Annotated in this window: 21 protein-coding genes; 3 read left to right on the top strand and 18 right to left on the bottom strand. The window is 65.1% G+C overall.

The annotated features are described in order from the left end of the window. Nucleotides 1–477: 477 nt before the first annotated feature. The 3 genes from PMI42_RS33700 to PMI42_RS33690 all read right to left on the bottom strand — a co-directional run bounded on the left by PMI42_RS33700 (nucleotide 478) and on the right by PMI42_RS33690 (nucleotide 3,892). Nucleotides 478–1,485: an Hsp33 family molecular chaperone gene (locus PMI42_RS33700; protein ID WP_008143484.1), complete on the bottom strand. Its 1,008-nt coding sequence runs from the start codon at nucleotides 1,483–1,485 to the stop codon at nucleotides 478–480. A gap of 275 nt (nucleotides 1,486–1,760) precedes the next feature. Continuing rightward, nucleotides 1,761–2,684, bottom strand: a complete 924-nt coding sequence (gene argF, locus PMI42_RS33695) for an ornithine carbamoyltransferase (protein WP_008143483.1) — start codon at nucleotides 2,682–2,684, stop codon at nucleotides 1,761–1,763. Beyond that, on the bottom strand, nucleotides 2,684–3,892 hold the full coding sequence (locus PMI42_RS33690) for an aspartate aminotransferase family protein (protein ID WP_008143481.1): 1,209 nt from the start codon (nucleotides 3,890–3,892) through the stop codon (nucleotides 2,684–2,686). Before PMI42_RS33690 ends, argF begins: the two co-directional genes overlap by 1 nt. Before the next feature lie 455 nt (nucleotides 3,893–4,347). Between PMI42_RS33690 and PMI42_RS33685 the strand changes: the two genes are divergently transcribed. Continuing rightward, nucleotides 4,348–4,857 carry a GcrA family cell cycle regulator gene (locus PMI42_RS33685; protein WP_008143480.1) on the top strand — a complete coding sequence of 170 codons (510 nt, stop codon included), beginning with the start codon at nucleotides 4,348–4,350 and terminating at the stop codon, nucleotides 4,855–4,857. A 244-nt stretch (nucleotides 4,858–5,101) separates the two neighbouring features. Here PMI42_RS33685 and phoB read toward each other — a convergent pair whose 3' ends face one another. The 10 genes from phoB to PMI42_RS33635 all read right to left on the bottom strand — a co-directional run bounded on the left by phoB (nucleotide 5,102) and on the right by PMI42_RS33635 (nucleotide 15,101). Further along, nucleotides 5,102–5,809, bottom strand: coding sequence for a phosphate regulon transcriptional regulator PhoB (gene phoB / locus PMI42_RS33680; protein ID WP_008143479.1), 708 nt, complete (start codon nucleotides 5,807–5,809; stop codon nucleotides 5,102–5,104). 22 nt (nucleotides 5,810–5,831) lie between these two features. Then, nucleotides 5,832–6,548, bottom strand: coding sequence for a phosphate signaling complex protein PhoU (phoU, locus tag PMI42_RS33675; RefSeq protein ID WP_008143478.1), 717 nt, complete (start codon nucleotides 6,546–6,548; stop codon nucleotides 5,832–5,834). An 11-nt stretch (nucleotides 6,549–6,559) separates the two neighbouring features. Continuing rightward, entirely contained in the window at nucleotides 6,560–7,381 is an 822-nt protein-coding gene (gene pstB / locus PMI42_RS33670; RefSeq protein WP_008143477.1) for a phosphate ABC transporter ATP-binding protein PstB, read from the bottom strand. Continuing rightward, nucleotides 7,378–8,223 (bottom strand): phosphate ABC transporter permease PstA, encoded by an 846-nt coding sequence (gene pstA / locus PMI42_RS33665; RefSeq protein ID WP_008143476.1) that lies wholly within the window; start codon nucleotides 8,221–8,223, stop codon nucleotides 7,378–7,380. Before pstA ends, pstB begins: the two co-directional genes overlap by 4 nt. A gap of 4 nt (nucleotides 8,224–8,227) precedes the next feature. Further along, on the bottom strand, nucleotides 8,228–9,217 hold the full coding sequence (gene pstC, locus PMI42_RS33660; RefSeq protein ID WP_008143475.1) for a phosphate ABC transporter permease subunit PstC: 990 nt from the start codon (nucleotides 9,215–9,217) through the stop codon (nucleotides 8,228–8,230). Between the two features lie 162 nt (nucleotides 9,218–9,379). Next, a complete protein-coding gene (gene pstS / locus PMI42_RS33655) occupies nucleotides 9,380–10,393 on the bottom strand; it encodes a phosphate ABC transporter substrate-binding protein PstS (protein ID WP_008143474.1) in 1,014 nt (337 codons plus the stop codon). Between the two features lie 144 nt (nucleotides 10,394–10,537). After that, on the bottom strand, nucleotides 10,538–11,836 hold the full coding sequence (locus tag PMI42_RS33650) for an ATP-binding protein (RefSeq protein ID WP_008143473.1): 1,299 nt from the start codon (nucleotides 11,834–11,836) through the stop codon (nucleotides 10,538–10,540). A gap of 47 nt (nucleotides 11,837–11,883) precedes the next feature. Next, nucleotides 11,884–12,939, bottom strand: a complete 1,056-nt coding sequence (locus PMI42_RS33645; protein ID WP_008143467.1) for a lysylphosphatidylglycerol synthase domain-containing protein — start codon at nucleotides 12,937–12,939, stop codon at nucleotides 11,884–11,886. 462 nt (nucleotides 12,940–13,401) lie between these two features. Then, complete coding sequence (locus PMI42_RS33640) at nucleotides 13,402–13,704, bottom strand: hypothetical protein (protein WP_008143465.1); 303 nt, start codon at nucleotides 13,702–13,704, stop codon at nucleotides 13,402–13,404. 2 nt (nucleotides 13,705–13,706) lie between these two features. Then, nucleotides 13,707–15,101: an OmpA family protein gene (locus PMI42_RS33635; protein ID WP_008143463.1), complete on the bottom strand. Its 1,395-nt coding sequence runs from the start codon at nucleotides 15,099–15,101 to the stop codon at nucleotides 13,707–13,709. Nucleotides 15,102–15,267: 166 nt separating this feature from the next. Between PMI42_RS33635 and PMI42_RS33630 the strand changes: the two genes are divergently transcribed. Both PMI42_RS33630 and PMI42_RS33625 read left to right on the top strand, forming a co-directional pair. Further along, nucleotides 15,268–16,326: a polysaccharide deacetylase family protein gene (locus PMI42_RS33630; RefSeq protein WP_008143460.1), complete on the top strand. Its 1,059-nt coding sequence runs from the start codon at nucleotides 15,268–15,270 to the stop codon at nucleotides 16,324–16,326. A 73-nt stretch (nucleotides 16,327–16,399) separates the two neighbouring features. After that, complete coding sequence (locus PMI42_RS33625; protein ID WP_008143457.1) at nucleotides 16,400–17,200, top strand: SDR family NAD(P)-dependent oxidoreductase; 801 nt, start codon at nucleotides 16,400–16,402, stop codon at nucleotides 17,198–17,200. Between the two features lie 182 nt (nucleotides 17,201–17,382). Here the strand turns inward: PMI42_RS33625 and boxB are convergent, their stop codons facing one another. The 5 genes from boxB to PMI42_RS33600 all read right to left on the bottom strand — a co-directional run bounded on the left by boxB (nucleotide 17,383) and on the right by PMI42_RS33600 (nucleotide 23,801). Next, nucleotides 17,383–18,834: a benzoyl-CoA 2,3-epoxidase subunit BoxB gene (gene boxB, locus PMI42_RS33620; protein WP_008143455.1), complete on the bottom strand. Its 1,452-nt coding sequence runs from the start codon at nucleotides 18,832–18,834 to the stop codon at nucleotides 17,383–17,385. Nucleotides 18,835–18,985: 151 nt separating this feature from the next. Beyond that, nucleotides 18,986–20,674, bottom strand: coding sequence for a 2,3-epoxybenzoyl-CoA dihydrolase (boxC, locus tag PMI42_RS33615; RefSeq protein WP_008143452.1), 1,689 nt, complete (start codon nucleotides 20,672–20,674; stop codon nucleotides 18,986–18,988). A 110-nt stretch (nucleotides 20,675–20,784) separates the two neighbouring features. Then, nucleotides 20,785–21,309 carry a DUF309 domain-containing protein gene (locus tag PMI42_RS33610; protein WP_008143450.1) on the bottom strand — a complete coding sequence of 175 codons (525 nt, stop codon included), beginning with the start codon at nucleotides 21,307–21,309 and terminating at the stop codon, nucleotides 20,785–20,787. 18 nt (nucleotides 21,310–21,327) lie between these two features. After that, complete coding sequence (locus PMI42_RS33605; RefSeq protein WP_035967383.1) at nucleotides 21,328–22,146, bottom strand: alpha/beta fold hydrolase; 819 nt, start codon at nucleotides 22,144–22,146, stop codon at nucleotides 21,328–21,330. A 113-nt stretch (nucleotides 22,147–22,259) separates the two neighbouring features. Then, nucleotides 22,260–23,801 carry a benzoate-CoA ligase family protein gene (locus PMI42_RS33600; RefSeq protein ID WP_008143446.1) on the bottom strand — a complete coding sequence of 514 codons (1,542 nt, stop codon included), beginning with the start codon at nucleotides 23,799–23,801 and terminating at the stop codon, nucleotides 22,260–22,262. Nucleotides 23,802–23,882: the final 81 nt, after the last annotated feature.

Here is a 23,882-nt window from a genome sequence, read left to right as displayed (position 1 = left end):
ACTTTCCTTCTGGCCTCCCTCGCCCCGCGAATTGACGATGCCGTCCGCCCGGTTGGGCTCGCGCACATCTCCGCAAAGGCTTGACCGTAGCAACGACGGCCAGGACCACACGGTTTTGCCGTACGCGTTCAGCGTCGCTCGTCCGCACGCGGTTTCGGACTCACAGGGACTACCCGCCCTGCCCGCACCTCTCATGCCGACGCTGCCGCGTCCACCGCAAGCCCGGCTCGCGATCAAGACGACCTCGAGATCGCCCCTCCTGGATGAGCCGGGATGGGCGACACATACGATAAATCCGAATTTCGGTAAAGTGGAATATTTTTGCGCGAGCGGGTTGACGGCCTCGCAGCTGTTTTGCCCGTCGGGCAACGCGAGACCCGTAGCCCGGATGGAGCGAAGCGAAATCCGGGGAAGCATCACATATGGAAAGAGCTGTCCCGGATTGCGCTGCGCTCCATCCGGGCTACGGGACCTCGCCTACGCGTCTTCCACACCCGCTTCGTCCGGCGTGAACTGGTACACCGAGCTGCAGAATTCGCAGGTCACGACGACCTTGTCGTCCTTGACCATGGCGGCGCGGTCGTCGGACGAGAAGCTCTTCAGCATCGATGCGACCGCATCGCGCGAGCAGGAGCATTGCGCTTTCAGCGACAGCGGATTGAACACGCGGACGCCGCGCTCGTGGAAGAGACGGTAGAGCAGCCGCTCGCCGGACAGTTCCGGATCGATCAGCTCGACGTCCTCGACGGTCTCGATCAGCGAGCGCGCCTCGACCCAGGCGTCGTCCTCGGCGACAGCATGCACCTCGACGCCTTCGGGCACATCGCCGGGATGCAGATCGGCCTGCCGCGCGCGCTCGGGCGCCTTCGGCAGGAACTGCATCAGCATGCCGCCGGCGCGCCAGCGATGCTTGCCGCCGTCGTTCGAGCGCCATTCCTCGCCGACCGCGAGGCGCACCTTGGTCGGGATCTGCTCGGAGCGCAGGAAATATTCGTGGGCGGCGTCTTCCAGGCTACCGCCGTCGAGCGCGACCAGGCCCTGGTAGCGGCTCATGTCGGGGCCCTGGTCGATGGTCATGGCGAGATGGCCGCGGCCGAGCAGCGTGCCGGAATCCCTGGTGTCGCCGAGACGCTCGGCATCGAAGCGCGCATAGGCGCGCAGGCGATCCGGCGCCTGATAGTCCACCACCAGGAACGACACCGGGCCATCGGTCTGGGCCTGCAGGATGAAGCGGCCCTCGAATTTCAGCGCCGAACCGAGCAGCGTCGTCAGCACGATCGCCTCGCCGAGCAGCTTGCCGACCGGCGCAGGATAATCGTGCTTGGTCAGGATCTCGTCGAGCGCGGGCCCGAGCCGCACCAGGCGGCCGCGCACGTCGAGCGCGTCGACCTCGTAGGGCAGCACGGCGTCGTCGATCGGAACCGCGGATGGCGCGCGAACCGGGCCCTCGGGCCCGGTTTTCATGTCAGGGGATTGGGAAACCATGGCGCATTATCTGGGGTCGGAGGTGGGAAATGGAAGGGGTGGGACGCGGCCAGGATCGCACGAAAGCACGACGAACTCAGTGTCGTCCCGGGGCGCGCAAGGCGCGAGCCCGGGACCCATAACCACAGGATGACGTTGTAACCGGCGCTGACAACTCCGAGTCATCGCCAAACTCAATCCTGTGGTTATGGATCCCGGATCTGCCCGCCGCTGCGCGGCGCTTGTCCGGGATGACAGCGGAGAATGGGGGCATCGACGCGACCCCATGACCGCGATCACTTCACCGCGTCAAAGCACCAGGCCAGAATGCCCTTTTGCGCGTGCAGGCGGTTTTCGGCCTCGTCGAACACCACCGATTGCGGGCCGTCGATCACCTCGTCCGTGACTTCCTCGCCGCGATGGGCGGGCAGGCAGTGCATGAACAACGCATCGGGCTTGGCCAGCGACATCAGCTGGGAATTGACCTGATAGGGCTTGAGCACGTTGTGGCGGTGCTCGCCTTCCTTGTCGCCCATCGACACCCAGGTGTCGGTGACGACGCAGTCGGCGCCCTTCACCGCGGCCTCGGGATCGGTGCCGAGCATGATCGGCGCGCCGGTGGCCTTGATGAAGTCGCGCATCACCTTTTTCGGCGCGAGCTCCGGCGGGGTCGCGACATTAAGCTGGAACTTGAAGCGCTCGGCCGCATGGGCCCAGGACGCCAGGACGTTGTTGTCATCGCCGGTCCAGGCCACCGTCTTGCCCTCGATCGGGCCGCGATGCTCCTCGAAGGTCATGAGGTCGGCCATCACCTGGCAAGGGTGCGAACGCCGCGTCAGGCCGTTGATCACGGGCACGGTGGCGTTCGCCGCCAGCTCGAGCAGCGCATCGTGGTTGAGGATGCGGATCATGATGGCGTCGACATAGCGCGACAGCACCCGCGCGGTGTCGGCGATGGTCTCGCCGCGGCCGAGCTGCATCTCGGCGCCTGTGAGCATGATGGGCTCGCCACCGAGCTGGCGCATGGCGACGTCGAACGAGACACGCGTACGGGTCGAGGGACGCTCGAAGATCATCGCCAGCGTCTTGCCTTCGAGCGGCCTCACCGGCTGATGCGCCTTCTGCTTCGCCTTCATGGCAGAGGAGGCCGCGAGCATGCTCTTGAGCTCCGACAGCGGCAGCTCGTTGATGTCCAGAAAGTGCTTCGGGGACTTGCTCATCAGCTTGCCGCCCGCTTGGTCTGGCTGGAGGAGATCGCCGCGCAGGCGCGCTCCAGCCGGGTGACGCTGTCCTCGATCTCGGCTTCGGTGACGATCAGAGGCGGCAGGAAACGCACGACGTTGTCGCCGGCGCCGACCGTGAGCAGTTTTTCGTTGCGCAGCGCCGCGCCGAGATCGCCCGAGGGCACCACGGCCTTGATGCCGATCAGAAGACCTTCGCCGCGCACCTCGCTGACGACGTCGGGATAGCGGTCGATCACGGAGGCGAGCTTCTGCTTGAGCAGCAGCGACATCTTCTGCACATGGTCGAAGAAGCCGGGCTTGAGCATGACGTCGAGTACGGCGTTGGCCGCCGCGATCGCGAGCGGATTGCCGCCGAAGGTCGAGCCGTGCGAGCCGGGGCCCATGCCGGCCGCCGCATCCGCGGTCGCCAGGATCGCGCCGATCGGGAAACCGCCGCCGAGCGCCTTGGCCAGCGACATCACGTCCGGCGTGACGCCGGTGCGCCGGTGCGCGAACAGATCGCCGGTGCGGCCCATGCCGGTCTGCACCTCGTCGAAGGCGAGCAGCAGGCCCTTCTCGTCGCAGAGCTGGCGCAGCGCCCTCAGGAACGCGGGCGTTGCCGAGCGCACGCCGCCCTCGCCCTGGATCGGCTCGATCAGGATGCCGGCGGTCTGCGGACCGATCGCCTTCTTCACGGCCTCGATGTCGCCATGCGGGACCTGGTCGAAACCGTCCATCGGCGGACCGAAACCTTCGAGATATTTTGGCGAGCCGGTCGCGGCCAGCGTCGCCAGCGTGCGGCCATGGAAGGCGCCTTCGAAGGTGATGATGCGATAGCGCTCCGGATGCCCCTTGGAGAAGTGATGATGGCGGACCAGCTTGATCACGCCTTCCAGCGCTTCGGCGCCGGAATTGCAGAAGAACACGAAGTCCGCAAAGCTCTCGTTGCAGAGGCGCGCGGCGAGCTTCTCGCCGTCAGGGCTCTGGAACAGGTTCGACATATGCCAGAGTTTCGTCGCCTGCTCCTGCAGCGCCTGGACCAGCGCGGGATGGGCATGGCCGAGCGCGTTCACGGCGACGCCGGAGGTGAAATCGAGATAGCGATCGCCATTGGTCGCAATCAGCCAGCAGCCTTCGCCGCGCTCGAAACCGAGGTCGGACCTGGCGAAAACGGGGAGCAAATGCGGCGCTGCGCGGTTAGTCATGACGGTCACTTGATGTTGCGGACGGTGTGAGCGTGCATTGCGCAACGCACCATTGACCGGCCCGGAAAACGAAACGTGCCGCCTTTTAAGGGCGGCACGTGACACTATCTTATGCCGCGGAAAACGGGTGTCAATGCCGCCCGAAAGCCTCGCGAAACGCAGATTCCGTAGTCTTGCGGTGCCGAATTTGCGGGGTTTTGGCCACGGAACATGTGGAAGCGAGTCGGCGGACTCTTGCGCGTGAGTCACGCCATATTGTAGCGTTTGGCTTGTCAGATACGACATCTCGTGCAGTGTTTCTGATCCTCTAAGTCCTCATGTACCGGCGTAAACGTTCGGGCGTTCCAGCTACGCCCGGCGAGCCTTAAGGGATTCTGGCGGCACGGGTTTTTCGAGGCTTAGGCATTCGCCGCGAGGCGCCAGGATGGCAGCCGCACGGCGAGGGAAAGGGTGCAATGACGGTTTTGACCTGGTCCGACGATCGCGTCGAGCAGTTGAAAAAGCTCTGGGAGGCCGGACTATCGGCCAGCCAGATCGCGGCTGAGCTCGGCAACGTGACCCGTAATGCCGTGATCGGCAAGGTGCACAGGCTCGGCCTGTCCGGCCGCGCCAAGAGCCCTTCATCGGCAGCTCCACGGCCGCGCAAGGCGCGTCCCGCGCAGCACATGATGCGGGTCAGCCGCCCCATTGCACGCGGCAACACCGCGCTGGCCCAGGCCTTCGAGGTCGAGGTCGAGGCCGAACCGGTTACCTACGACAACGTGGTGCCGATGAGCCAGCGGCTGTCGCTGCTGGAGCTGAACGAGGCGACCTGCCACTGGCCGGTCGGCGATCCCTCGAGCCCCGATTTCTTCTTCTGCGGCGGCAAGGCGCTCTCCGGCCTGCCCTACTGCGCCCAGCACTCGCGGGTGGCGTATCAGCCGGCGGCGGATCGCCGGCGCGCACCGGCAAAGCCGTCGCGCTGAGTTAGGGATTTCGTTTCTTGAAGACGGCAGCCGTCACAGGACGACGGCTCGAATCACTCGGTGTCATCCCCGCGAAGGCGGGGATCCATAACCACGGGGCGCAATTGTTGCGCGAGATGGTCACTCCGAGTCTTCGCATAACCACGTCCTGTGGTTATGGATCCCGGGCTCGCGCTGCGCGCGCCCCGGGATGACGGCGGAGATTGTTGCCGCAGCTCGTTAAGCCAACGGCCGCTAAACCACCTTACGTCTGCTCCGCCTTCGCGAACCGATCGTCGAGGGCATAACCGGCGCCGCGGACGGTGCGGATCGGGTCCTGCTCGCGGCCGAGATTGAGCAGCTTGCGCAGGCGGCCGATATGAACGTCGACGGTGCGCTCGTCGATGTAGATGTCGCGGCCCCAGACGCTGTCGAGCAGCTGCTCGCGCGAGAACACGCGGCCGGGATGCTCCAGGAAGAACTCCAGCAGCCGATATTCAGTCGGGCCGAGATCGATCGGCCGGCCCGAGCGCGCCACGCGGCGCTTGTCGCGGTCGAGCTCGATGTCGCCATAGGCCAGCACCGTCGCGAGCCGCTCAGGACTGGCGCGCCGCAGCAGGCCCTTCACCCGCGCCAGCAGCTCCGGCACCGAGAACGGCTTGACGATGTAGTCGTCGGCGCCGGTCGCAAGGCCCCGCACCCGCTCGCTCTCCTCGCCGCGCGCAGTCAGCATGATGATCGGGAGCTGCTTGGTCTCGGGGCGGGTGCGCAGCCGCCGGCACAGCTCGATGCCCGACAGCCCCGGCAGCATCCAGTCGAGCACGATCAGATCGGGGATGTGCTCCTTGAGGCGGGTGTCGGCGTCGTCGCCGCGCATGACCGTCTCGACGTCGTAGCCGTCGCCTTCGAGGTTGTAGCGGAGCAGCTCGGTGAGAGCTTCCTCGTCCTCAACCACCATAATGCGTGCGCCCATCAGGTCGTCGCTCCTTAAGTCTTCAGGTATTCGGGACCGTCGTGGCGAAGGTCGTCATGTCGCCCTTCGGCCGCTTGTCGGTGATCGCCTGGCCCTCGATCATGTAGAACACGGTCTCGGCGATGTTGGTGGCGTGGTCGCCGATCCGCTCGATGTTCTTGGCGCAGAACATCAGATGGATGCAGAACGAGATATTGCGCGGATCCTCCATCATGTAGGTGAGGAGCTCGCGGAACAGCGAGGTGCAGATGGCGTCGACTTCCTCGTCGCCCTTCCACACCGCCATCGCCGCCGGCAGATCGTGCGCGGCGTAGGCGTCCAGCACCGACTTGACCTGCTGCTGCACGAGGTCGGTCATGTGCTCGAGGCCGCGGAACAGCTTGAGCGGATGGAAATCCGTCTCCAGCGCCGCCACGCGCTTGCCCATGTTCTTGGCGAGGTCGCCGATCCGCTCGAGATCGGTCGCGACGCGCATGGCGCCGACGATCTCGCGCAGATCGACCGCCATCGGCTGGCGGCGCGCGATGGTGAGCACGGCGCGCTCCTCGATCTTCTTCTGCAGCGCGTCGAGCTCGGTGTCGATGGCGACGACGCGCTGGCCGAGCGCGACGTCGCGGCGGATCAGCGCGTCGACGGAATCGACGATCATGCGCTCGGCGATGCCACCCATCTCGGCGACCAGGCGCGTGAGTTCCTGGAGGTCGGTGTCGAAGGCCTTTGCGGTATGTTCAGAACCCATGTCCCGTCTCCTCAGCCGAACCGGCCGGTGATGTAATCCTGCGTGCGCCGGTCGCTCGGCGACGTGAAGATCTTGCTGGTGTCGTCGAACTCGATCAACTCGCCGAGATACATGAAGGCGGTCTTGTCGGAGACGCGCGCCGCCTGCTGCATGTTGTGGGTGACGATCGCGATCGTGTAGTTCTCGGACAGCTCCTGGATCAGCTCCTCGACCTTGGCGGTCGAGATCGGGTCGAGCGCCGAGCAGGGCTCGTCGAACAGGATCACTTCGGGCCGCACCGCGACGGTGCGGGCGATGCAGAGACGCTGCTGCTGGCCGCCCGAGAGCGACAGGCCGGAGGCGTTGAGCTTGTCCTTGACCTCGTTCCACAGCGCGCCGCCGCGCAGCGCCTTCTCGACGCGGTCGTCCATCTCGGACTTCGAGATCTTCTCGTAGAGACGGATGCCGAAGGCGATGTTCTCGTAGATCGTCATCGGGAACGGCGTCGGCTTCTGGAACACCATGCCGACGCGGGCGCGCAGCAAATTGAGGTCGAGCCTGGGGTCGAGGATGTTGGTCTGGTCGAGCATCAGCTGACCGGTGACGCGCTGGCCCGGATAGAGGTCGTACATCCGGTTGAAGATGCGCAGCAGGGTCGACTTGCCGCAGCCGGACGGGCCGATGAACGCCGTGACGCGGTTGGTGCCGAGCGCCAGATTGATGTTCTTCAGCGCGTGGTGCTCGCCGTAATAGAAGTTGAGGTTGCGCACGGTCACCTTGGCCGGCGCTTCGGGCAGCACCGGCGCCTGCGGCAAACCACCGGCCGCGCTCATCGATACGGAAAGCTCACTCATTTTGCGGTCCTCTCGGCGCCGAGGATGCGTGCGCCAATATTCAGGGCAAGAACGGTCAGGGTGATCAGCAGCGCGCCGCTCCAGGCAAGCTGCTTCCAATAGGCGTAGGGGCTCTGCACGAAGTTGTTGATGGTGACCGGCAGGTTCGCCATCGTCTTGTTCAGGCCGAGGCTGAAGAACTGGTTCGACAGCGCAGTGAAGAGCAGCGGCGCGGTCTCGCCGGCGACGCGGGCGGTGGCGAGCAGCACGCCGGTGATGAGACCCGACCGGGCGGCACGATAGGCGATGCGCTTGATCACCAGCGAGCGCGGCAGGCCGAGGGCGGAGGCCGCCTCGCGCAGCGCGTTCGGCACCAGCAGCAGCATGTCCTCGGTGGTGCGCAGCACGACCGGAATGACGATGACGGCCAGCGCCAGCGCGCCTGCGATCGCCGAGAAGCCGCGCATCGGCACCACCACCGCGCCATAGATGAACAGGCCGATGATGATCGAGGGCGCCGACAAGAGGATGTCGTTGATGAAGCGGATCACCGAGGTCAGGCGATCGTTGCGGCCGTATTCGGCGAGATAGGTGCCGGCGAACAGGCCGAGCGGCGCGCCGATGCCGACGCCGAGCACGGTCATGATGATCGAGCCGACGATGGCGTTGCGCAGGCCGCCTTCGGTCGAGCCCGGCGGCGGCGTGTCCGCGGTGAAGAGCTCCAGGTTCAGGCCGGCGATGCCGTTGTAGAGCAGCGTGATCAGGATCAGCGCGAGCCAGGTGACGCCGAAGGCGGCGGCGGCCATGCAGAGTCCGCGGATGACGAAGTCCTTGCGGCGGCGGCGTGCATAGATCGGGTTCATGGCGTCAGTTCCCCGCCTTCTTTTCCAGCCGCATCAGCATCAGCCGCGCCGCGGCGAGCACGAAGAACGTCAGCACGAACAGCAGCAGGCCGAGCAGGATCAGGCCGGACTGGTGCAGACCGTCGCTCTCGGCGAACTCGGAGGCGATCGCCGCCGAGATCGTGGTGCCCGGGGCAAAGATCGAGGACGAGATCCGGAACGAGTTGCCGATGATGAAGGTCACCGCCATGGTCTCGCCGAGCGCCCGGCCCAGCGCCAGCATGACGCCGCCGATGACGCCGACGCGGGTGTAGGGGATCACCACGCTGCGCACGACTTCCCAGGTGGTGCAGCCGACGCCGTAGGCGGCTTCCTTCAGCACCGGCGGCACCGTCTTGAACACGTCGACCGAGATCGAGGTGATGAAGGGCAGCACCATGATGGCGAGGATCAGCGCGGCGTTGAACAGGCTGAGATAGGACGGGGGACCTGCGAAGATCGCGCCCAGCACGGGCACGCCGTCGAAGATCTTGATCATGAAGGGCTGGAAGGTGTTGGCCAGGAACGGCCCCAGCACGAAGAAGCCCCACATGCCGTAGATGATCGAGGGGATGCCGGCGAGCAGCTCGATCGCCATGCCGATCGGGCGGCGCAGCCATTGCGGGCAGAGCTCGGTGAGGAAGATCGCAATGCCGAGGCCGACGGGAATGGCGATCAGCATCGCGATGAAGGAGGTGACGAGCGTGCCGTACATCGGGCCGAGCGCGCCGAGCACGGGCGGGTCTGCCGACGGCGCCCAGCGCTGCGTCCACAGGAAGGAGAGGCCGTATTCCTTCATCGCCGGGAAGGCGCCGACGATCAGCGAGATGATGATGCCGCCGAGGATCAGCAGCACCGAGATCGCGGAGAGCCGCGTGATCCAGTAGAAGGTGACGTCGCCGAGCTTGAAGGCGCTCAACGCCTTGGCGCGGTCATACGGTCCGGCGTCGTCGACGATATCGCTCTGAACGGCCATCTCTGCCACGCCGATCCCCTGTACCAGTTCATATACGCTTGTTTTTGGTCCCGCGCCCCGGATGCGGCGCGACGCTGATCCGGGGCCTGGTCTGTTGTGGGTCCCGGCTCTGCGGAGCAGCACTGCGTGCCGCACCGCGTCCAGGACACGAGAGAGATCGTCTCAGCTCTTGATCTCGGCCGCCCAGGTCTTCTCGACCAGACCGACGACGCCTTCCGGCATCGGGATGTAGTCGAGCTCTTCAGCCGCCTTGCCGCCGTTCTTGAAGGCCCAGCGGAAGAACTTGATGGCTTCCTGCGAGGCCGCCTTGTCGGTGGCATCCTTGTGCATGAGGATGAAGGTCGCCGCCGTGATCGGCCAGGACTTCTCGCCGGGCTGGTCGGTCAGGATGACGTAGTAGCCGGGCGCCTTGGCCCAGTCGGCATTGGACGCGGCCGCCTGGAAGGCTTCGACGGTCGGCTGCACCGGCTTGCCGGCCTTGTTGACGAGACCGGTGTAGGTCAGCTTGTTCTGCTTGGCATAGGCGTACTCGACATAGCCGATCGAGTTCTTGGTCTGGCTGATGTTGCCCGACACGCCTTCGTTGCCCTTGGCGCCGACGCCGACCGGCCACTCGACCGCGGTGCCCTCACCGACCTTGCTCTTCCAGTCCGCGCTGGCCTTGGAGAGGTAGTTGGTGAAGTTGAAGGTGGTGCCCGAACCGTCCGAGCGGCGGACCACGGTGATCGCGTCCGACGGCAGCTTCACGTTCGGATTGAGCTTCTTGATCGCGGCATCGTCCCATTTGGTGATCTTGCCGAGATAGATGCTGGCCAGGGTCTCGCCGTCGAACACCAGTTCGCCCGGCTTCACGCCCTCGATGTTGACGACGGGAACGATGGCACCCATCACCATCGGCCACTGGACGAGGCCGTCCTTCTCGAGCTGCTCGGCCTTGAGCGGCGCGTCGCTGGCGCCGAAGGTCACGGTCTTGGCCTGGATCTGCTTGATGCCGCCGCCGGAACCGATCGACTGGTAGTTGAGGCCGTTGCCGGTCTCCTTCTTGTAGGCGTCAGCCCATTTGGAATAGATCGGGAACGGGAAGGTCGCGCCGGCGCCGGTGATGTCGGCAGCAAAGGCCGCCGTCGTCGATGCGGCGACCAAGCCGGCAACGACGATCGTTTTGATGAAATTCATGCTGGTCTCCATACAGGGGAGCGAAGCGCCATCAGCGCCCGATCGCGCTCCCCGTGCCGCCCCTTTAGGAGCGGTCGGCTGTGCTTTTACGAAGGTTTCGTGACAGCTGGATGACACCCCCAAGCGATTGAAATCGCTTGAATTTCAGCTTTGTGTCAGGGTCTTCATCTGGGGAAAACAGGCGGTGAAAGTGGCACCCTGCTTGGGCACGCTTTCGATCAAAAGCCGGCCGCGATGGCGGTTAAGGATATGTTTCACCAGCGATAATCCGAGCCCGGTGCCGCCTTGCGAGCGGCTGTCGCCGACATCGACCCGGTAGAACCGCTCGGTGAGCCGCGGCAGGTGCTCGGGCGCGATGCCGGGGCCGAAATCGCGGACCATGATCCGGACTTCCTGGGTTCCGTCATTGGCCGTGCCCGAGGCGAGCGAGACAATGACGCGACCGCCCGAGGCGCCGTATTTGAGCGCGTTCTCGATCAGATTCTCGAACAGGCGGAGCAGTTCCTCGCGGTCGCCCGCGATCAGCACCGGCTGTTCCGGCAGATGGATCTCGACCTCGACCTGGCGCTCCCGCGCCAGCGGCTCGAGTCCGTCGGCGACCTGGCGGATGATCGGCAGCAGGTCGACGAGGGTGTCGGGCCGCACATGGGCCGACAGTTCGACCCGCGACAGCGAGAGCAGATCGTCGATCAGGCGCGCCATGCGGGTGGCCTGGTTGTGCATGATGCCGAGGAAGCGCTCGCGCGCCTTGGGATCGTCCTTGGCCTGGCCCTGCAGCGTGTCGATGAAGCCCGACAGCGCCGCCAGCGGCGTGCGCAGCTCGTGGCTGGCATTGGCAACGAAATCGGCGCGCATCTCCTCGACCCGGCGGAGCGGCGTCTGGTCGTGGAACGTCATCAGCATGCATTTGTCGGCGCCGCCAAAACTGGTCGGCACCGGCACCGGCGTGATGATCAGCTCCATCCAGCGGTCGACCGGGACGTGGTCGAGATAGGTCGCGCGTCGCGGCTCGGTGGTCGCAATGGACTCGCGCAGCGCCGTGATGATCTCCGGCGAGCGCAACGCGAACTGAGCGAGTTCGTTGCGGCGCAGCGCCGGCGCGAGCTGGGCGGCGGCGGCATTGAGATGGATGACGCGGCCGGCGCGGTCGAGCAGCACCGCCGGATCCGGCATGCCGGCGACCACCGCCGCCACCGCGGCACTCTCGACCGGATTGATGCGCCTGATATCGTCGCGCGAGGCGGCGGTATCGTGTAGACGCCAGGGGATCAGCGCCGCGGCGGCAATGCAGAAAAACACGGCAATGGCGTGCAGCACCGACAATTCGCCGAGCGAGACCACCACCGACAGCGCCAGCGCCGCGGCGATCAGAATGATCGTCGAGTGCCGCAGCCGGTCGGACCAGGGCTGCGCTGCTGGAGAAGAAGGGGCATCGATCGCCATCGGGGCGGACTTCTCCTAGGGGGCCTTACCCAGAAACGCTGGCCGGTTCAGGCGCCGCTGTCGCTGCGCTCTCTCACATAGGCGGCTTCAGGGGCCGGGCCGGGGTCGAGCTTGAGCGCCGCCTGCTGCAAACGCTTCGATCGAGCGCCGATGATAACTTCGCGAAACGTCAGCAAGATTACAGATATGACGAAGGGCGAGAGATAATAGAGGACGCGGAACAGAAGCATGCCGCCGAGCAGCTCCTCCCGGTCCATCTGCCAGAGGCCGACCAGCATGGCGGCGTCGAACACCCCGAGCCCGCCGGGCGAGTGGCTGGCAAAGCCGAGCAGCGTCGCCGAGACGAAGATGACCGCGACCACGACGAAGCCGAGATTGGGCTCGTCCGGAACCAGCACATACATCGCGAGCGCGCAGAAGCCGAGATCGATGATGCCGATCGCGATCTGGAGCAGCGTCAGCGGACCGCCCGGCAGCACCACCGTCCAGGGCCCGCGGCCGACCACGCGCGGCTGGGTCCAGACCCAGACCACATAGCCGATCAGCGCCACGATGATCATCAGCGCCAGCGTCCGGTTCAACCAGGCCGGAAGCTGGTCGATCGAGGCCGCCGCCTCCGGATGATAGGAGATGCCGAGGCCGAGCACGGCGGCATTGCCGAGCCAGAAGGTCAGGCCGGCCAGGAAGCAGATCTTCGCGACGTCGATGGCGTTCAACCCGTAGGCCGAATAGATCCGGTAGCGCACCGCGCCGCCGGTGAAGACGCTGGCACCGACATTGTGGCCGATCGAATAGCTGGTGAAGGCCGCGAGCGCGTTGATGCGGTAGGGCACATGGGTGTGGCCGATCGCGCGCACGGCGAACAGATCGTAGAAGGTCAGGGTGAAATAGCCCGCGGCCACGAACAGCGCCGCCATCGCAATCTGGCTCGGCTCGGTGCTCTTGATCGCCTCGATCACCTCATTGGTGTCGATGCCGCGCAGCATGTGGTAGAGCACATAGCAAGCGATACCGATGACCGCGACGCTGATCACAACTCCAAGCTTATGCAGGATTTGCTTCTGGCGCAGCAACGTCATCGCCCTGCGTATGGCTTCCAGCATCTAGACCTCGAACAACGTTTCAGCGGCCAGGTTGGCCGGCGAACGGGCAGACGACGCACAGGCACTCAACGAACAAGGAGTCGACGAATCCTTGCCGCCGGCTCCGGCCTCGCGCATGCCCCCTGCCCCTCCACTAGCGCGTTTTGCGGCCGAGTGGAATTCGCCAGTTCGAACAAAAACTCGTGCCTTCAATGTTTTAGGCAGGTTGCGGGCTCCTGATGCACGGTTTGACGCTTTCGGCGGCAGCACGTGACGCGAATCTCCATGGCAATCCTGCGCAGGCGCCATGAAGTTTTGATGATTTCGGCCGCACAATGTTCCGTCACGCCTTAAGCCGAAATCAATCTATGGCGCGCACCCGCCCGTTGAAAGAGGGCGAGGGGCTCCTTGTTCACGGTTTTCCGATGTACGAAAGGCCGTGGCGGCCAGGACCTGACTTGGTGGCCAGGTTGCATGGCAACATCACAGAGCGGCCGGCGGCGCGGTGCGCGCGACCACCCGGTCGCGCAGCCATGCGCCGATGGTGCAACCGACGAGGTAGCAGGCGAACATGATGAGGCCGAGGTCGAGCCAGTAGCCGAAGCGGCCGGGGACCACATGCGCGAACGAGGCCGCGACCAGAGCGACGGCAAGCGCCGCAAGCCAGTATGCGGTCACCTTCGAGGTGCCGTTGCCACGCTGGACCACCGAAATCCAGCCCATGCAAAAACCAAGCAGCACCGAGCCGATCAGCCAGCCCATATGAAACGAAACCAGATAGGGCATCGTCACCTCACCAGAAATTCGATGCGGCGGTTTTGCGCCTTGCCGTCGTCGGTATCGTTGCCGGCGACGGGCTGCGTGGCACCATAGCCGACCGCGGTGAAACGGGTAGCAGGCAGAGCGGCCTTGACCAGATAGTCGATCACCGCCTGCGCGCGCTTCTCCGAGAGCGCCTGATTGAACGTGTCGTCGCCGTCGGCGTCGGTGTGGCCTGCGACCTCGATATTGGTGGTGGGGCAGCGCAGCGCCGTCTCGATCAGATGATCGAGAATGCCCGCGGAGTCCGGATCGATGTCGGCGCGCTTGGTGGCGAAGCGGATCTTGCCCTTGGTCAGGAGCTCGGAGAACAATTGCTGGCAGACGGTGCCGTCGACCGGGCCTGCCGCGGGCTTCACCGTGATCTCCGGCTTGTACTGCCAGTTCTTGGGAAAGTCCTTGCCGAGGCTCGCGCGGATGTCGTTGGCGGCCCCTTCATAGAGTGCATCGCCCGACAGCTTCACCTCGCGGTCGGACACCACGAGCGTGCCGGTCGACAGCCGCGACAACGCGCCGAGCGCTGCGACCACGGCCGTGTTGAAGGAGGCGGGCGCGCCGACGCTGGCCTTGAGATTGTCGACGACCTTCTCGGTGAAGAACTTTCGCGACGCGCTGGTGGCGATCGCCGCATGAACGTTGTTATCGGGCACGTAGCCGGTCAGCGTCACCGTCGCCGCAACCGGATCCTTGTAGGCCTGGAAGATGTAGGGCGGTGCCTTGACGTCGTTGGCGGCGATCGAGAAGCCCTCGGGCAAATTCTTCACCGCGGCGGCAATCGCCTCGCGGCCGCCGAGGTCGCGCGCCATGCCCGACAGATTGACCTTGGTATCCGAGATCGTGATCTTGCCGTCCTTGAGCTTGCCGATCTGGTCGAGCAGCAGCATCGCGGCCGCCTCGAAGCGCGGCGGCGCGCCGCGGGCCAGACCCATCTGATCGGCCACCTCGACGCCGCCGACCTCCTTGCGGGCCGCCTCGGTCAGGCGGGCCTTCATCGACGGCAAAGGCGCCGAGCCGGACAGCGTCACCCGCACCACATCGCGCTCGGCATTCCAGACGAAGGGTTTTGCCTCGGGAACCAGGCGGGTGCGGTCGTCCACGAGGCGCACGCCCGGGACCATCTCGACCGCCACCACGGCGTCGCGGCGGCCTTCCTCGGAAAAGGCCTCGGCGGCCAGGCCGACGTCGCGGCCGTCCACGGCGATCCGGGTCTTGTCCAGGACGGTGTCCTTGAGGGCGGCCGAACTGCGGGCGGACAGGTCGGCCTCGACCGGCAAAGTGTTATTCCAGGCCGCAAATCCCCACATGACGGCCAGGGGGATCAACCCTGGCCACCATTTACTGGCCCACCTGAAAAGCTTTTGCATTCGACGACCCGAACTCTGGAACCGGAGACAAAACAAACCCTTGGCAGGCTGTCAAACCGGAAATGAGGCCCTTTCGGGCACCTTGCGTGAACAATTGGAATAACTTTTTCTTCAAGGGTCACACCCTAAGTTGAGGGCGGAATGCCAGGGGTCTGGCCAGGCGGTCATGAAACAACTCCGTAACAACGTCATCCGCGCCGGGCTGGGAGCACTCTATTTCAGCGGGGCGCACCACCTGCTGCGCCCGCTTTTGTCGGGCGTCGGCGCCATTTTCATGCTGCACCACGTGCGGCCGGCCCGCGAGGGCGCCTTCCAGCCGAACCGGCATCTCGAAGTCACCCCCGAATTCCTCCGCGCCACGCTCAACCATCTGCGCTCGCGCGACATCGACATCGTCAGCATGGACGAGCTGCACGAGCGGCTGGTGCAGGGCCGGTTCGAGCGCCGCTTCGCCGCCTTCACGCTCGACGACGGCTATCGCGATAATCTGGAGTTCGCACTCCCAGTGCTGCGCGAATTTGACGCGCCGCTGGCTGTGTATGTCGCCAGCGATTTCGCCGAAGGCACCGGACGCCTCTGGTGGACGGCACTGGAGGCCGTGATCGCCAAGGCCGAGCAGATCGAGGTGCAGATCGGCAATTCCGCACTGCGGCTCGATGCGACGACGCCGGCCGCAAAACAGGCGGCATTCGACCGTCTGCACGACTGGCTCCGCGCACTGCCGGGCGAGCACGATCTGAAGCGCGAGATCGAGGCGCTCTGCGCAAGACATGGCGTCGACATGGAAGCGCTGTGCCGCAGCCTCTGCCTGTCGTGGCACGAGGTGAAGGCATTTGCCGGCGATCCCCTGGTGACGATCGGCGCGCACAGCATCAGCCATTGCAATCTCGCCAAGCAGAGCGAGGAGATCGCCGCGCAGGAGATGGCGGTGAGCCGCGTGCGGATCGAGCACGCGCTGGAGCGTCCCGTGCTGCATTTCGCCTATCCTTATGGCGACCGCGAGGCGGCGGGCGAGCGCGAATTTGCCTTGGCCGCGTCCGCCGGCTTCAAGACAGCGGTGACGACGCGCCCCGGCATGCTGTTCGCCGAAAACGCCGGCCACATGACCGCATTGCCGCGTGTCTCGCTCAACGGCAATTACCAGGACGCGCGAATCCTGCCCGTGCTGACCTCGGGGGCTGCGACCGCGATGTGGAACGGCTTTCGCAGGTTTGCGGCGGCTTGATCTATCCGCACGCTCCCCTTCCTTGACTCCCCTCCCCGCTGCGCTCAAAACGTCGCCAAACAAGGGAGGCACCATGTTCAACGATCTGTTCTCGCTCAAAGGCCGCGTCGCGCTCGTGACCGGCGGCTCGCGCGGCATCGGCAAGATGATCGCGGCGGGATATCTCGCGCAGGGCGCGGCGAAGGTCTACATCACCGCGCGCAAGGCGGGACCTTGCGAGGCCACCGCGAAAGAGCTGTCAGCGCAATATGACGGCGAGTGCATCGCGCTGCCGATCGACATCTCGACGGTCGAAGGCTGCGACAGGCTCGCTTCCGAAATCATCAAGCTGGAGCCGAAGCTCGACATCCTCGTCAACAACGCAGGCGCGGCCTGGGGCGCCGAGTTCGACGAATTCCCCGAGAGCGGCTGGGACAAGGTGATGGACCTCAACGTCAAGTCGCTGTTCTTCCTGACCAAGGCGCTGGCCAAGCCGCTGCGCGCGGCGGCCTCGCACGAGCGGCCCGCAAAAGTCATCAACATCGCCTCGGTCGACGGCATCTTCGTCAATCCGAGCGAGACCTATTCCTACGCCGCAAGCAAGGCCGCCGTGATCCACCTGACGCGGCGCATGGCGACGAAGCTGATCAAGGACAACATCAACGTCACCGCGATCGCGCCGGGTGCGTTCAAGTCCGACATGAACCGGGCCGCGCGCGACCATGGCGATGACGTCGCCAAGCGGATTCCGGCGCGGCGGATCGGCACCGACGAGGACATGGCGGGCGTTGCGATCTATCTCGCCTCGCGCGCGGGCGATTACGTCGTCGGCAACACCATCGCGGTGGACGGCGGCGTGGTGTACGCGAATGCCGGGCTGGAGATTGCGGGGTAGATTGCGCGCTAAAGCGGCGCTCTCGCCTCACACTCAGCAGCCATGCCCCGGCTCGACCGGGGCATCCAGTACGCCGCGGCGTCTCGATTTATCCCTGCCGCCTCTAGAATACTGGATCACCCGCTTCCGCGGGTGATGACGCCATTTGTGGCGGCGCGGCCGTTGCGCCTCGCTGGCAGTCGTTACGACTCGATCTTCACATACTCGAAATCGCCGGGCTTGTTGTCGATGCCGACTTTCGGCGGCGAGATCCAGGAGGCGAACTGGCCGGTCTCGGTGACCGGCTGCATCAAGGAGGTGATGAAGTCGCCGTCGGCGGTCGAGGGCAGCCACTCGTCCTTGCGCTTGGCCCAGGTCACATCGTCGATCAAAATGCCGTCGGGCGTGGCGTGGATGTCCTTGAACTCGCCGATGTGGCGGTGGAAGGCGACGTTCGGCAGCTTGAGCTGGAAATTGTAGCCGGCGGTCGAGATGACCTTGTTCCAGCGCAGCATGCCCTTGACGCAATCCTGGCTGTAATCGTCGCGCAGGCGCATGTTGAGCGCGGTCAGCGCCGGCTCGTCCACCAGCTTGATCTCGCCGTCGATAAACTTGAGCACCGGATAGGTGGCGTTCTTGAGCTGGTGGTCATCATCGATTTGCGTCTCGTGATAGCGGCCCTTGATGCCGGTGTTGAAGGCGTTCGCCGCGTTGGTCGAGACTTCCGAGCCGAACAGATCCAGCGACAGCGTGTAGTGCAGGTTCAGCTTCTTCTGGATGGTCGGAAGATCGATCACGCCGAGCGCGCGGACCTTGGCGATATCAGTGGGATCGGTGATGCCGGCTTCGCGCATCGCATCGCAGGTGCGCTGCACGACGCGGGTGATGCCGGTCTCGCCGACGAACATGTGGTGCGCTTCCTCGGTCAGCATGAAGCGGCAGGTGCGCGACAAGGGATCGAAGCCCGACTGCGCGAGGCTGTGCAGCTGCATCTTGCCGTCGCGGTCGGTGAAGTAGGTGAACATGAAGAAGGACAGCCAGTCCGGCGTCGCCTCGTTGAAGGCACCGAGCATGCGCGGTGCGTCGGCATCGCCGGAGCGGCGGCGGAGCAAATCGTCGGCCTCTTCACGGCCGTCGCGCCCAAAGTACTTCTGCAGCAGATAGACCATCGCCCAGAGATGACGGCCTTCCTCGACGTTGACCTGGAACAGGTTGCGCATGTCGTAGAGCGAGGGCGCGGTCTTGCCGAGATGGCGCTGCTGCTCGACCGAGGCCGGCTCGGTGTCGCCCTGGATCACGATCAGACGGCGCAGCATGGCGCGATATTCGCCGGGGACTTCCTGCCAGGCCGGCTCGCCATAATGCTCGCCGAAGGGCACGACGCGGTTCTCTTCCTGCGGCGCAAGCAGGATGCCCCAGCGATAGTCGGGCATGCGGACGTAATCGAACTTGGCCCAGCCGCGCGGATCGACCGAATACGCAGTGCGCAAGTACACCAGCGACTCCTGGAAACCTTCCGGCCCCATGTCGCTCCACCAGTCCATGTAGCCGGGATGCCAGCCTTCCAGCGCCTTGAGCACCTGGCGGTCTTCAGCGAGGTTCACGTTGTTCGGAATCTTGGTCGAGTAGTCGACGTTCATGATGTTCATGTTCATGGCCGTGCTCTCCTTGATCGGTCTCGTGTCCCGGACGCAGTACGGCGCGAAGTGCTGCACTGCTGAGCCGGGACCCATTGTTCGGTCCCTGTGGGTCCCGGTTCTGCGCAGCGGCACTCCGTGCCGCAGCGCGCCCGGGACACGAGGGTCGTTAAACCCGCGTCATATCGAATTTTGGCTTCTGTCCGCTGCCGTAGCGGCGCAGCGCGCCTTCCTCGCCGACCGCGTTGGGGCGCTGGAAGATCCAGTTCTGCCAAGCGGTCAGGCGCGAAAAGATTTTTGATTCCATGGTCTCGGGTCCGACGAAGCGGAGGCTGGCTTCCATGCCGGTGAGGCTGTCGGGCGAGAAGCTGGCGCGCTCTTCGAGGAAGACGCGGACCTCGTCGTCCCAGTCGATGTCGTCGAGCGCGAAGGTGACGAGACCGAGCTCTTCGGCCTGCTCGGCATCGAGCGCGGTGCCCATCGTGGCTTCCGCGCGCTCCACATCGGCCGGATCGGCCTGGAAGCGCGATTCCAGCCGCGTCAGGCCATGGCTCATCGGATAGGGGCCGAAATTCATCGCCGACAATTCGATCGACGGCGGCGGCTGGTTGTCGCCCTGGCGCGTGCCGATCAGCATGTAGGAGCGGTCGGCGGCGAACACGAGCTCGGCGAGCGTGCCGGCAAAGCAGGAGCCGGGCTCGACCAGCGTCACCAGCGTGCGCGAGGTGACGTCGATGCGCTTGAGCACGCGCTTCCAGTAATGCCTGATCTCGTTGACCAGCCAGTGCGCCTTGTTGGCTTCGAGGAAGGCATCGGATGCCAGCACATGGGCGCGCTCGCCATGGCTCTTGAACACCAGCATGGCGATCTCGAGCTCGTTGATGCGCAGGTGCAGGATGGCGTCGTCGAGCTCGCGCGCCACTTGCAGCGGCCAGAACGACGCGCCCTGCGCCATCATGCCGTCGATGTCGGCGGGCGGCGCCGCCTCAGGCGCCTTGATCGAGATGGTGGCGATGCGGGCCGCGCGGTCGATATCGACATTGACAAAACCGTAGCGGATGCTGGCCTCGTCGATGACGCGCGTGAGCGGCGTCAGCGCGATGCCCTTGCCGCCGCCGGCGCGCTTTGACTTGCCGGCAAACTCCTTGGCGCGCTCTGCGACCTTGGCTTCGAGCTTCGAATTCGGCGCGATCTCGTCGACGAGGCGCCACTGTACGGCACGCTTGCCCTTCACGCCTTCCTCGATGGTGCAGAAGAAATCGGCGTGGTCGCGGCGCACCTTGCGCTTGTCGACGACGCGCGTGAGACCACCGGTGCCGGGCAGCACCGCGAGCAGCGGCACTTCGGGCAGCGCGACGGCCGAGGCGCCGTCGTCGGCGAGGATGATGTGGTCGGTCGCAAGCGCCAGCTCGTAGCCACCGCCGGCGGCCGAGCCGTTCACGACGGTGATGAAGCGCTGGCCGGAATTTTCCGAGGAGTCTTCCATGCCGTTGCGGGTCTCGTTGGTGAACTTGCAGAAGTTCACCTTGTGGGCGTGGGTCGAGCCCGCGAGCATGCGGATGTTGGCGCCGGCGCAGAACACGCGGTTCTTGGCCGAGCGCATCACAACGACCTTCACTTCCGGGTGCTCGAAGCGGAGGCGCTGGACCACATCGGCAAGCTCGATGTCGACGCCGAGATCGTACGAGTTCAGCTTGAGCAGATAGCCCTCGAACAGGCCGCCGTTCTCATCGACGTCCATGGTCAGCGTCGCGACGTCGCCGTCGACCGCCAGCTTCCAGTGCTTGTAGCGGGACGGTTCGGTCTGGAAATCGATGAATGTCGCGCCGCCTGCGAGGCGCCGATCTTCCCCGGCCATGGGCCACCCTTGAGCTCGTCTTGGTTTTACCGTTATATGCACAATAATGCACATTCTGGAGTGAGTCTAGTCCTTAACGGTCAATACATGCACTTTGTTTCATGAGGAGTCTAGGACCGCACGATGGCGCCCAGCGCGATCCAGTCGGCCTTGGAGAGCTGGGGACGGCCGAGCTTGGCCTGGAGCAAGGCCGTCAGCGCCGGAATCGGAAAACTCTCGACAAAGCCGTCGCCGGCCGGGGCCGCCTTGCGCGAGGTCAGCGACCGCAGCTCCGTCAGCGCCTCGCCGAACAGCCGCGCTGCCGAATGCGACTTCTGCATGCGCAGCCGCAAATTCGCGTTGGCGATGAGGATGCAGGCGCGCAGCAGAATGCGCTCGCGGCCGTTTTGCGGCGCCGCGGCCCACACCGCCTCCAGCACCTCCTGCGCCTCCCAGAAATAGCCGCGGTCGTTGAGCGCGAGGCCGTAGCGCAGCGCCGGATGGCGCGCCGGCACATGGCCGCGAAAGGCCGAGGGCACCAGCGCCTTGGCCATGTCGAGCGTCTGATAGTCGGCATCCAGCCCGGCGGCCTCGCCCGGCACATAGGCCCATTGCGGCCACGGCAATTGGCCGCTCGCATGTGACGGCACATTCATGGATGTGCCTCCACATGATCATGCGGCGCGTCCCTGGAGTCCCTGATCGTCGCGCAGGGCCGCTTTTGCAAATTGCTCAATTGCGTCAAGCGTCGCCCCCGGCGCTTCACGATGCGGGGAATGGCCCGCGTCTGAAATCATTTTTAAATCTACCGGACAGTAGCACTCTTCCTGCGCAATTTCGACCTGTCGCAATGTCCCATATTGGTCGCCCTCGCCCTGCACGACCAGGATGGGGACGCGGACATAGGCCAGATATTCGGAGATGTCCCAGTCGCGGAATTTCGGGTCGAGCCAGGCGCCGTTCCAGCCGTGGAAGGCGTTATCGACGTCCTTGTGCCAGCGCGCCAGTTTTGCCTTCAGGTCGGTGGTCTCGAAGGTGGTCCTGATCGCGGCGATGGATGTCACCGAGATGTCCTCGACGATGAAATGCGGCGCGATCAGAACGAGGCCGTTCAGGCGATGATCCTGATGCGCGCCGGCATAGATCGTCGCGATCGAGGCGCCGTCGGAATGGCCGAGCAGCAGGCCGCGCTTGAAGCCGATCATATCGAGCAGCTTCGGCAGCACGTCGAGCGCCTCGCGCTGCATGTAGTCGAGCGGCCGCGGCAGCGCGACCGGGCTGGATTGGCCATAGCCTGCGCGGGAATAGACGAAGATGCCGGCGCCGGTGGCCTGCTGGAGCTTTTCCGGGAAGTCGCCCCAGAGGCCGACGGAGCCGAGGCCCTCGTGCAGCATGACGATGGTAGGTGCGTCGGCACTCTGCGGCGCAAGCCATTTGTATTCGAGGCTGGCGTTGCCGATGCTGAGGAAGCCGGTGGGGGTGAGGTTGGTCATGCTATCACTCTTCTCTCGGTCGTCGTGCCCGGGCTTGACCCGGGCATCCACGTCTTCCTCAATTGCGGTAACGCGAGGATGGCCGGGACAAGCCAGGCCATGACGGCTCGTTGCTAGTTCGCGCCGTCCCGCAGCTTGAAGCGCTGGATCTTTCCCGTCGCGGTCTTCGGCAGCGAGTCCACCACGTCGATCCAGCGCGGATATTTCCACGGGCCGATCTTCTGCTTGACGTGCTCCTTCAGCATCTCCTGCAGGTCCGTCGTCTTCACGCCGGGGCGCAGCACGACGAAGGCCTTTGGCTTGAGCAGGCCCTCCGGATCGGCCTCGGGCACGACGGCGGCTTCCAGTACCGCGGGATGCGTGATCAGCGCGCTCTCGACCTCGAACGGTGAGACCCAGATGCCGGAGACCTTGAACATGTCGTCGGCGCGGCCGCAGAAAGTGTAGCGACCGTCGGCGTCGCGGACATATTTGTCGCCGGTGCGGGTCCACGGACCCTCGAAGGTGCGGCGGCTCTTGTGGCGCTGGTTCCAGTAACCCTCGCCGGCCGAGGGCGCATCGACGAGGAGCTCGCCGACCTCGCCGTCGGCGACGTCTTGCCCGGCTTCGTTGACGAGCCGCACCGCATAGCCCGGCACCGGCTTGCCGGAGGAGCCGTATTTGATGTCGCCCGGCGCGTTCGAGAGAAAGATGTGCAACAGCTCGGTCGAGCCGACGCCATCGAGAATGTCGACGCCGAAGCGCGCTTTCCAGCTGTTGCCGACGGATTCCGGCAGCGCCTCACCGGCCGAGGTGCAGATGCGCAAGCTCTTGCCGCCGCGCTCGCTCTTCATCGTCTCGTCGTTGAGCATCGCTGCGAACAGCGTCGGCACGCCGTAGAAGATCGACGGATTGTAGCGGTTCATCAGGTCGAACATCCGCGCCGGCGTCGGCCGCTCGCTGTTCAGGATCGTGGTGGCACCGACCGACATCGGGAAGGTCAGCGCGTTGCCGAGGCCGTAGGCGAAGAACAGTTTTGCCGCGGAGAGGCCGACGTCGCTCTCGCGGATGCCGAGCACCTTGCTGGCATAGGTATCCGCAGTCGCCTGCAAGTTCGAATGGATGTGGCGCACGCCCTTGGGCATGCCGGTCGAGCCCGACGAATAGAGCCAGAACGCCGGCTCGTCGGGATGCGTCGCGGCGGTGGCGAACCGATCGCTCTCATCCGCGATCTCTTCCGCAAGCTGCTTGTGGCCGTTCTGCTTAGCGCCGCTGACGACGACATGCTCGAGATCCGGCATGCGGCCGACGACGTCCTTGATCACGGGATACAGCGCCTCGGACACGAACAGCACGCGCGCGCGGCAGTCGGCGAGGATGTAGGCGTATTGGTCCGCGGTCAGCAGCGTGTTGAGCGGCACCGGCACGATGCCGGCGCGGATCGCACCCAGGAACACCACCGGAAAATCGACCGTATCCAGCATGATCATCGCCACGCGCTCTTCGCGGCGGACGCCGAGCCGGCGCAGCATGTTGGCGGCGCGGCGCGTCTCGCGCTGGAGTTCGCCGTAGGTGAGCCGCGAGACGGTGTCGTCGAAGGCAAGCTTGTCGCCACGCCCATCCTCGACGTTGCGGTCGAGCAGCCAGGTCACCGCGTTGTAGGATCCCTCGCTCACGGTCGTCTCCCCAGATTTTAGAATTATAATTCATAGAAAGACACTGCAGCGGCTTGCTGTCAATGCTATCAGGCATTATGT

Origin of the sequence: Bradyrhizobium sp. YR681, from assembly GCF_000282615.1 — a bacterium.
GTDB lineage: Bacteria > Pseudomonadota > Alphaproteobacteria > Rhizobiales > Xanthobacteraceae > Bradyrhizobium.
The sequence above is the reverse complement of the archived record's forward strand: the minus strand, read 5'-3'. Positions and strand labels throughout refer to the sequence as shown.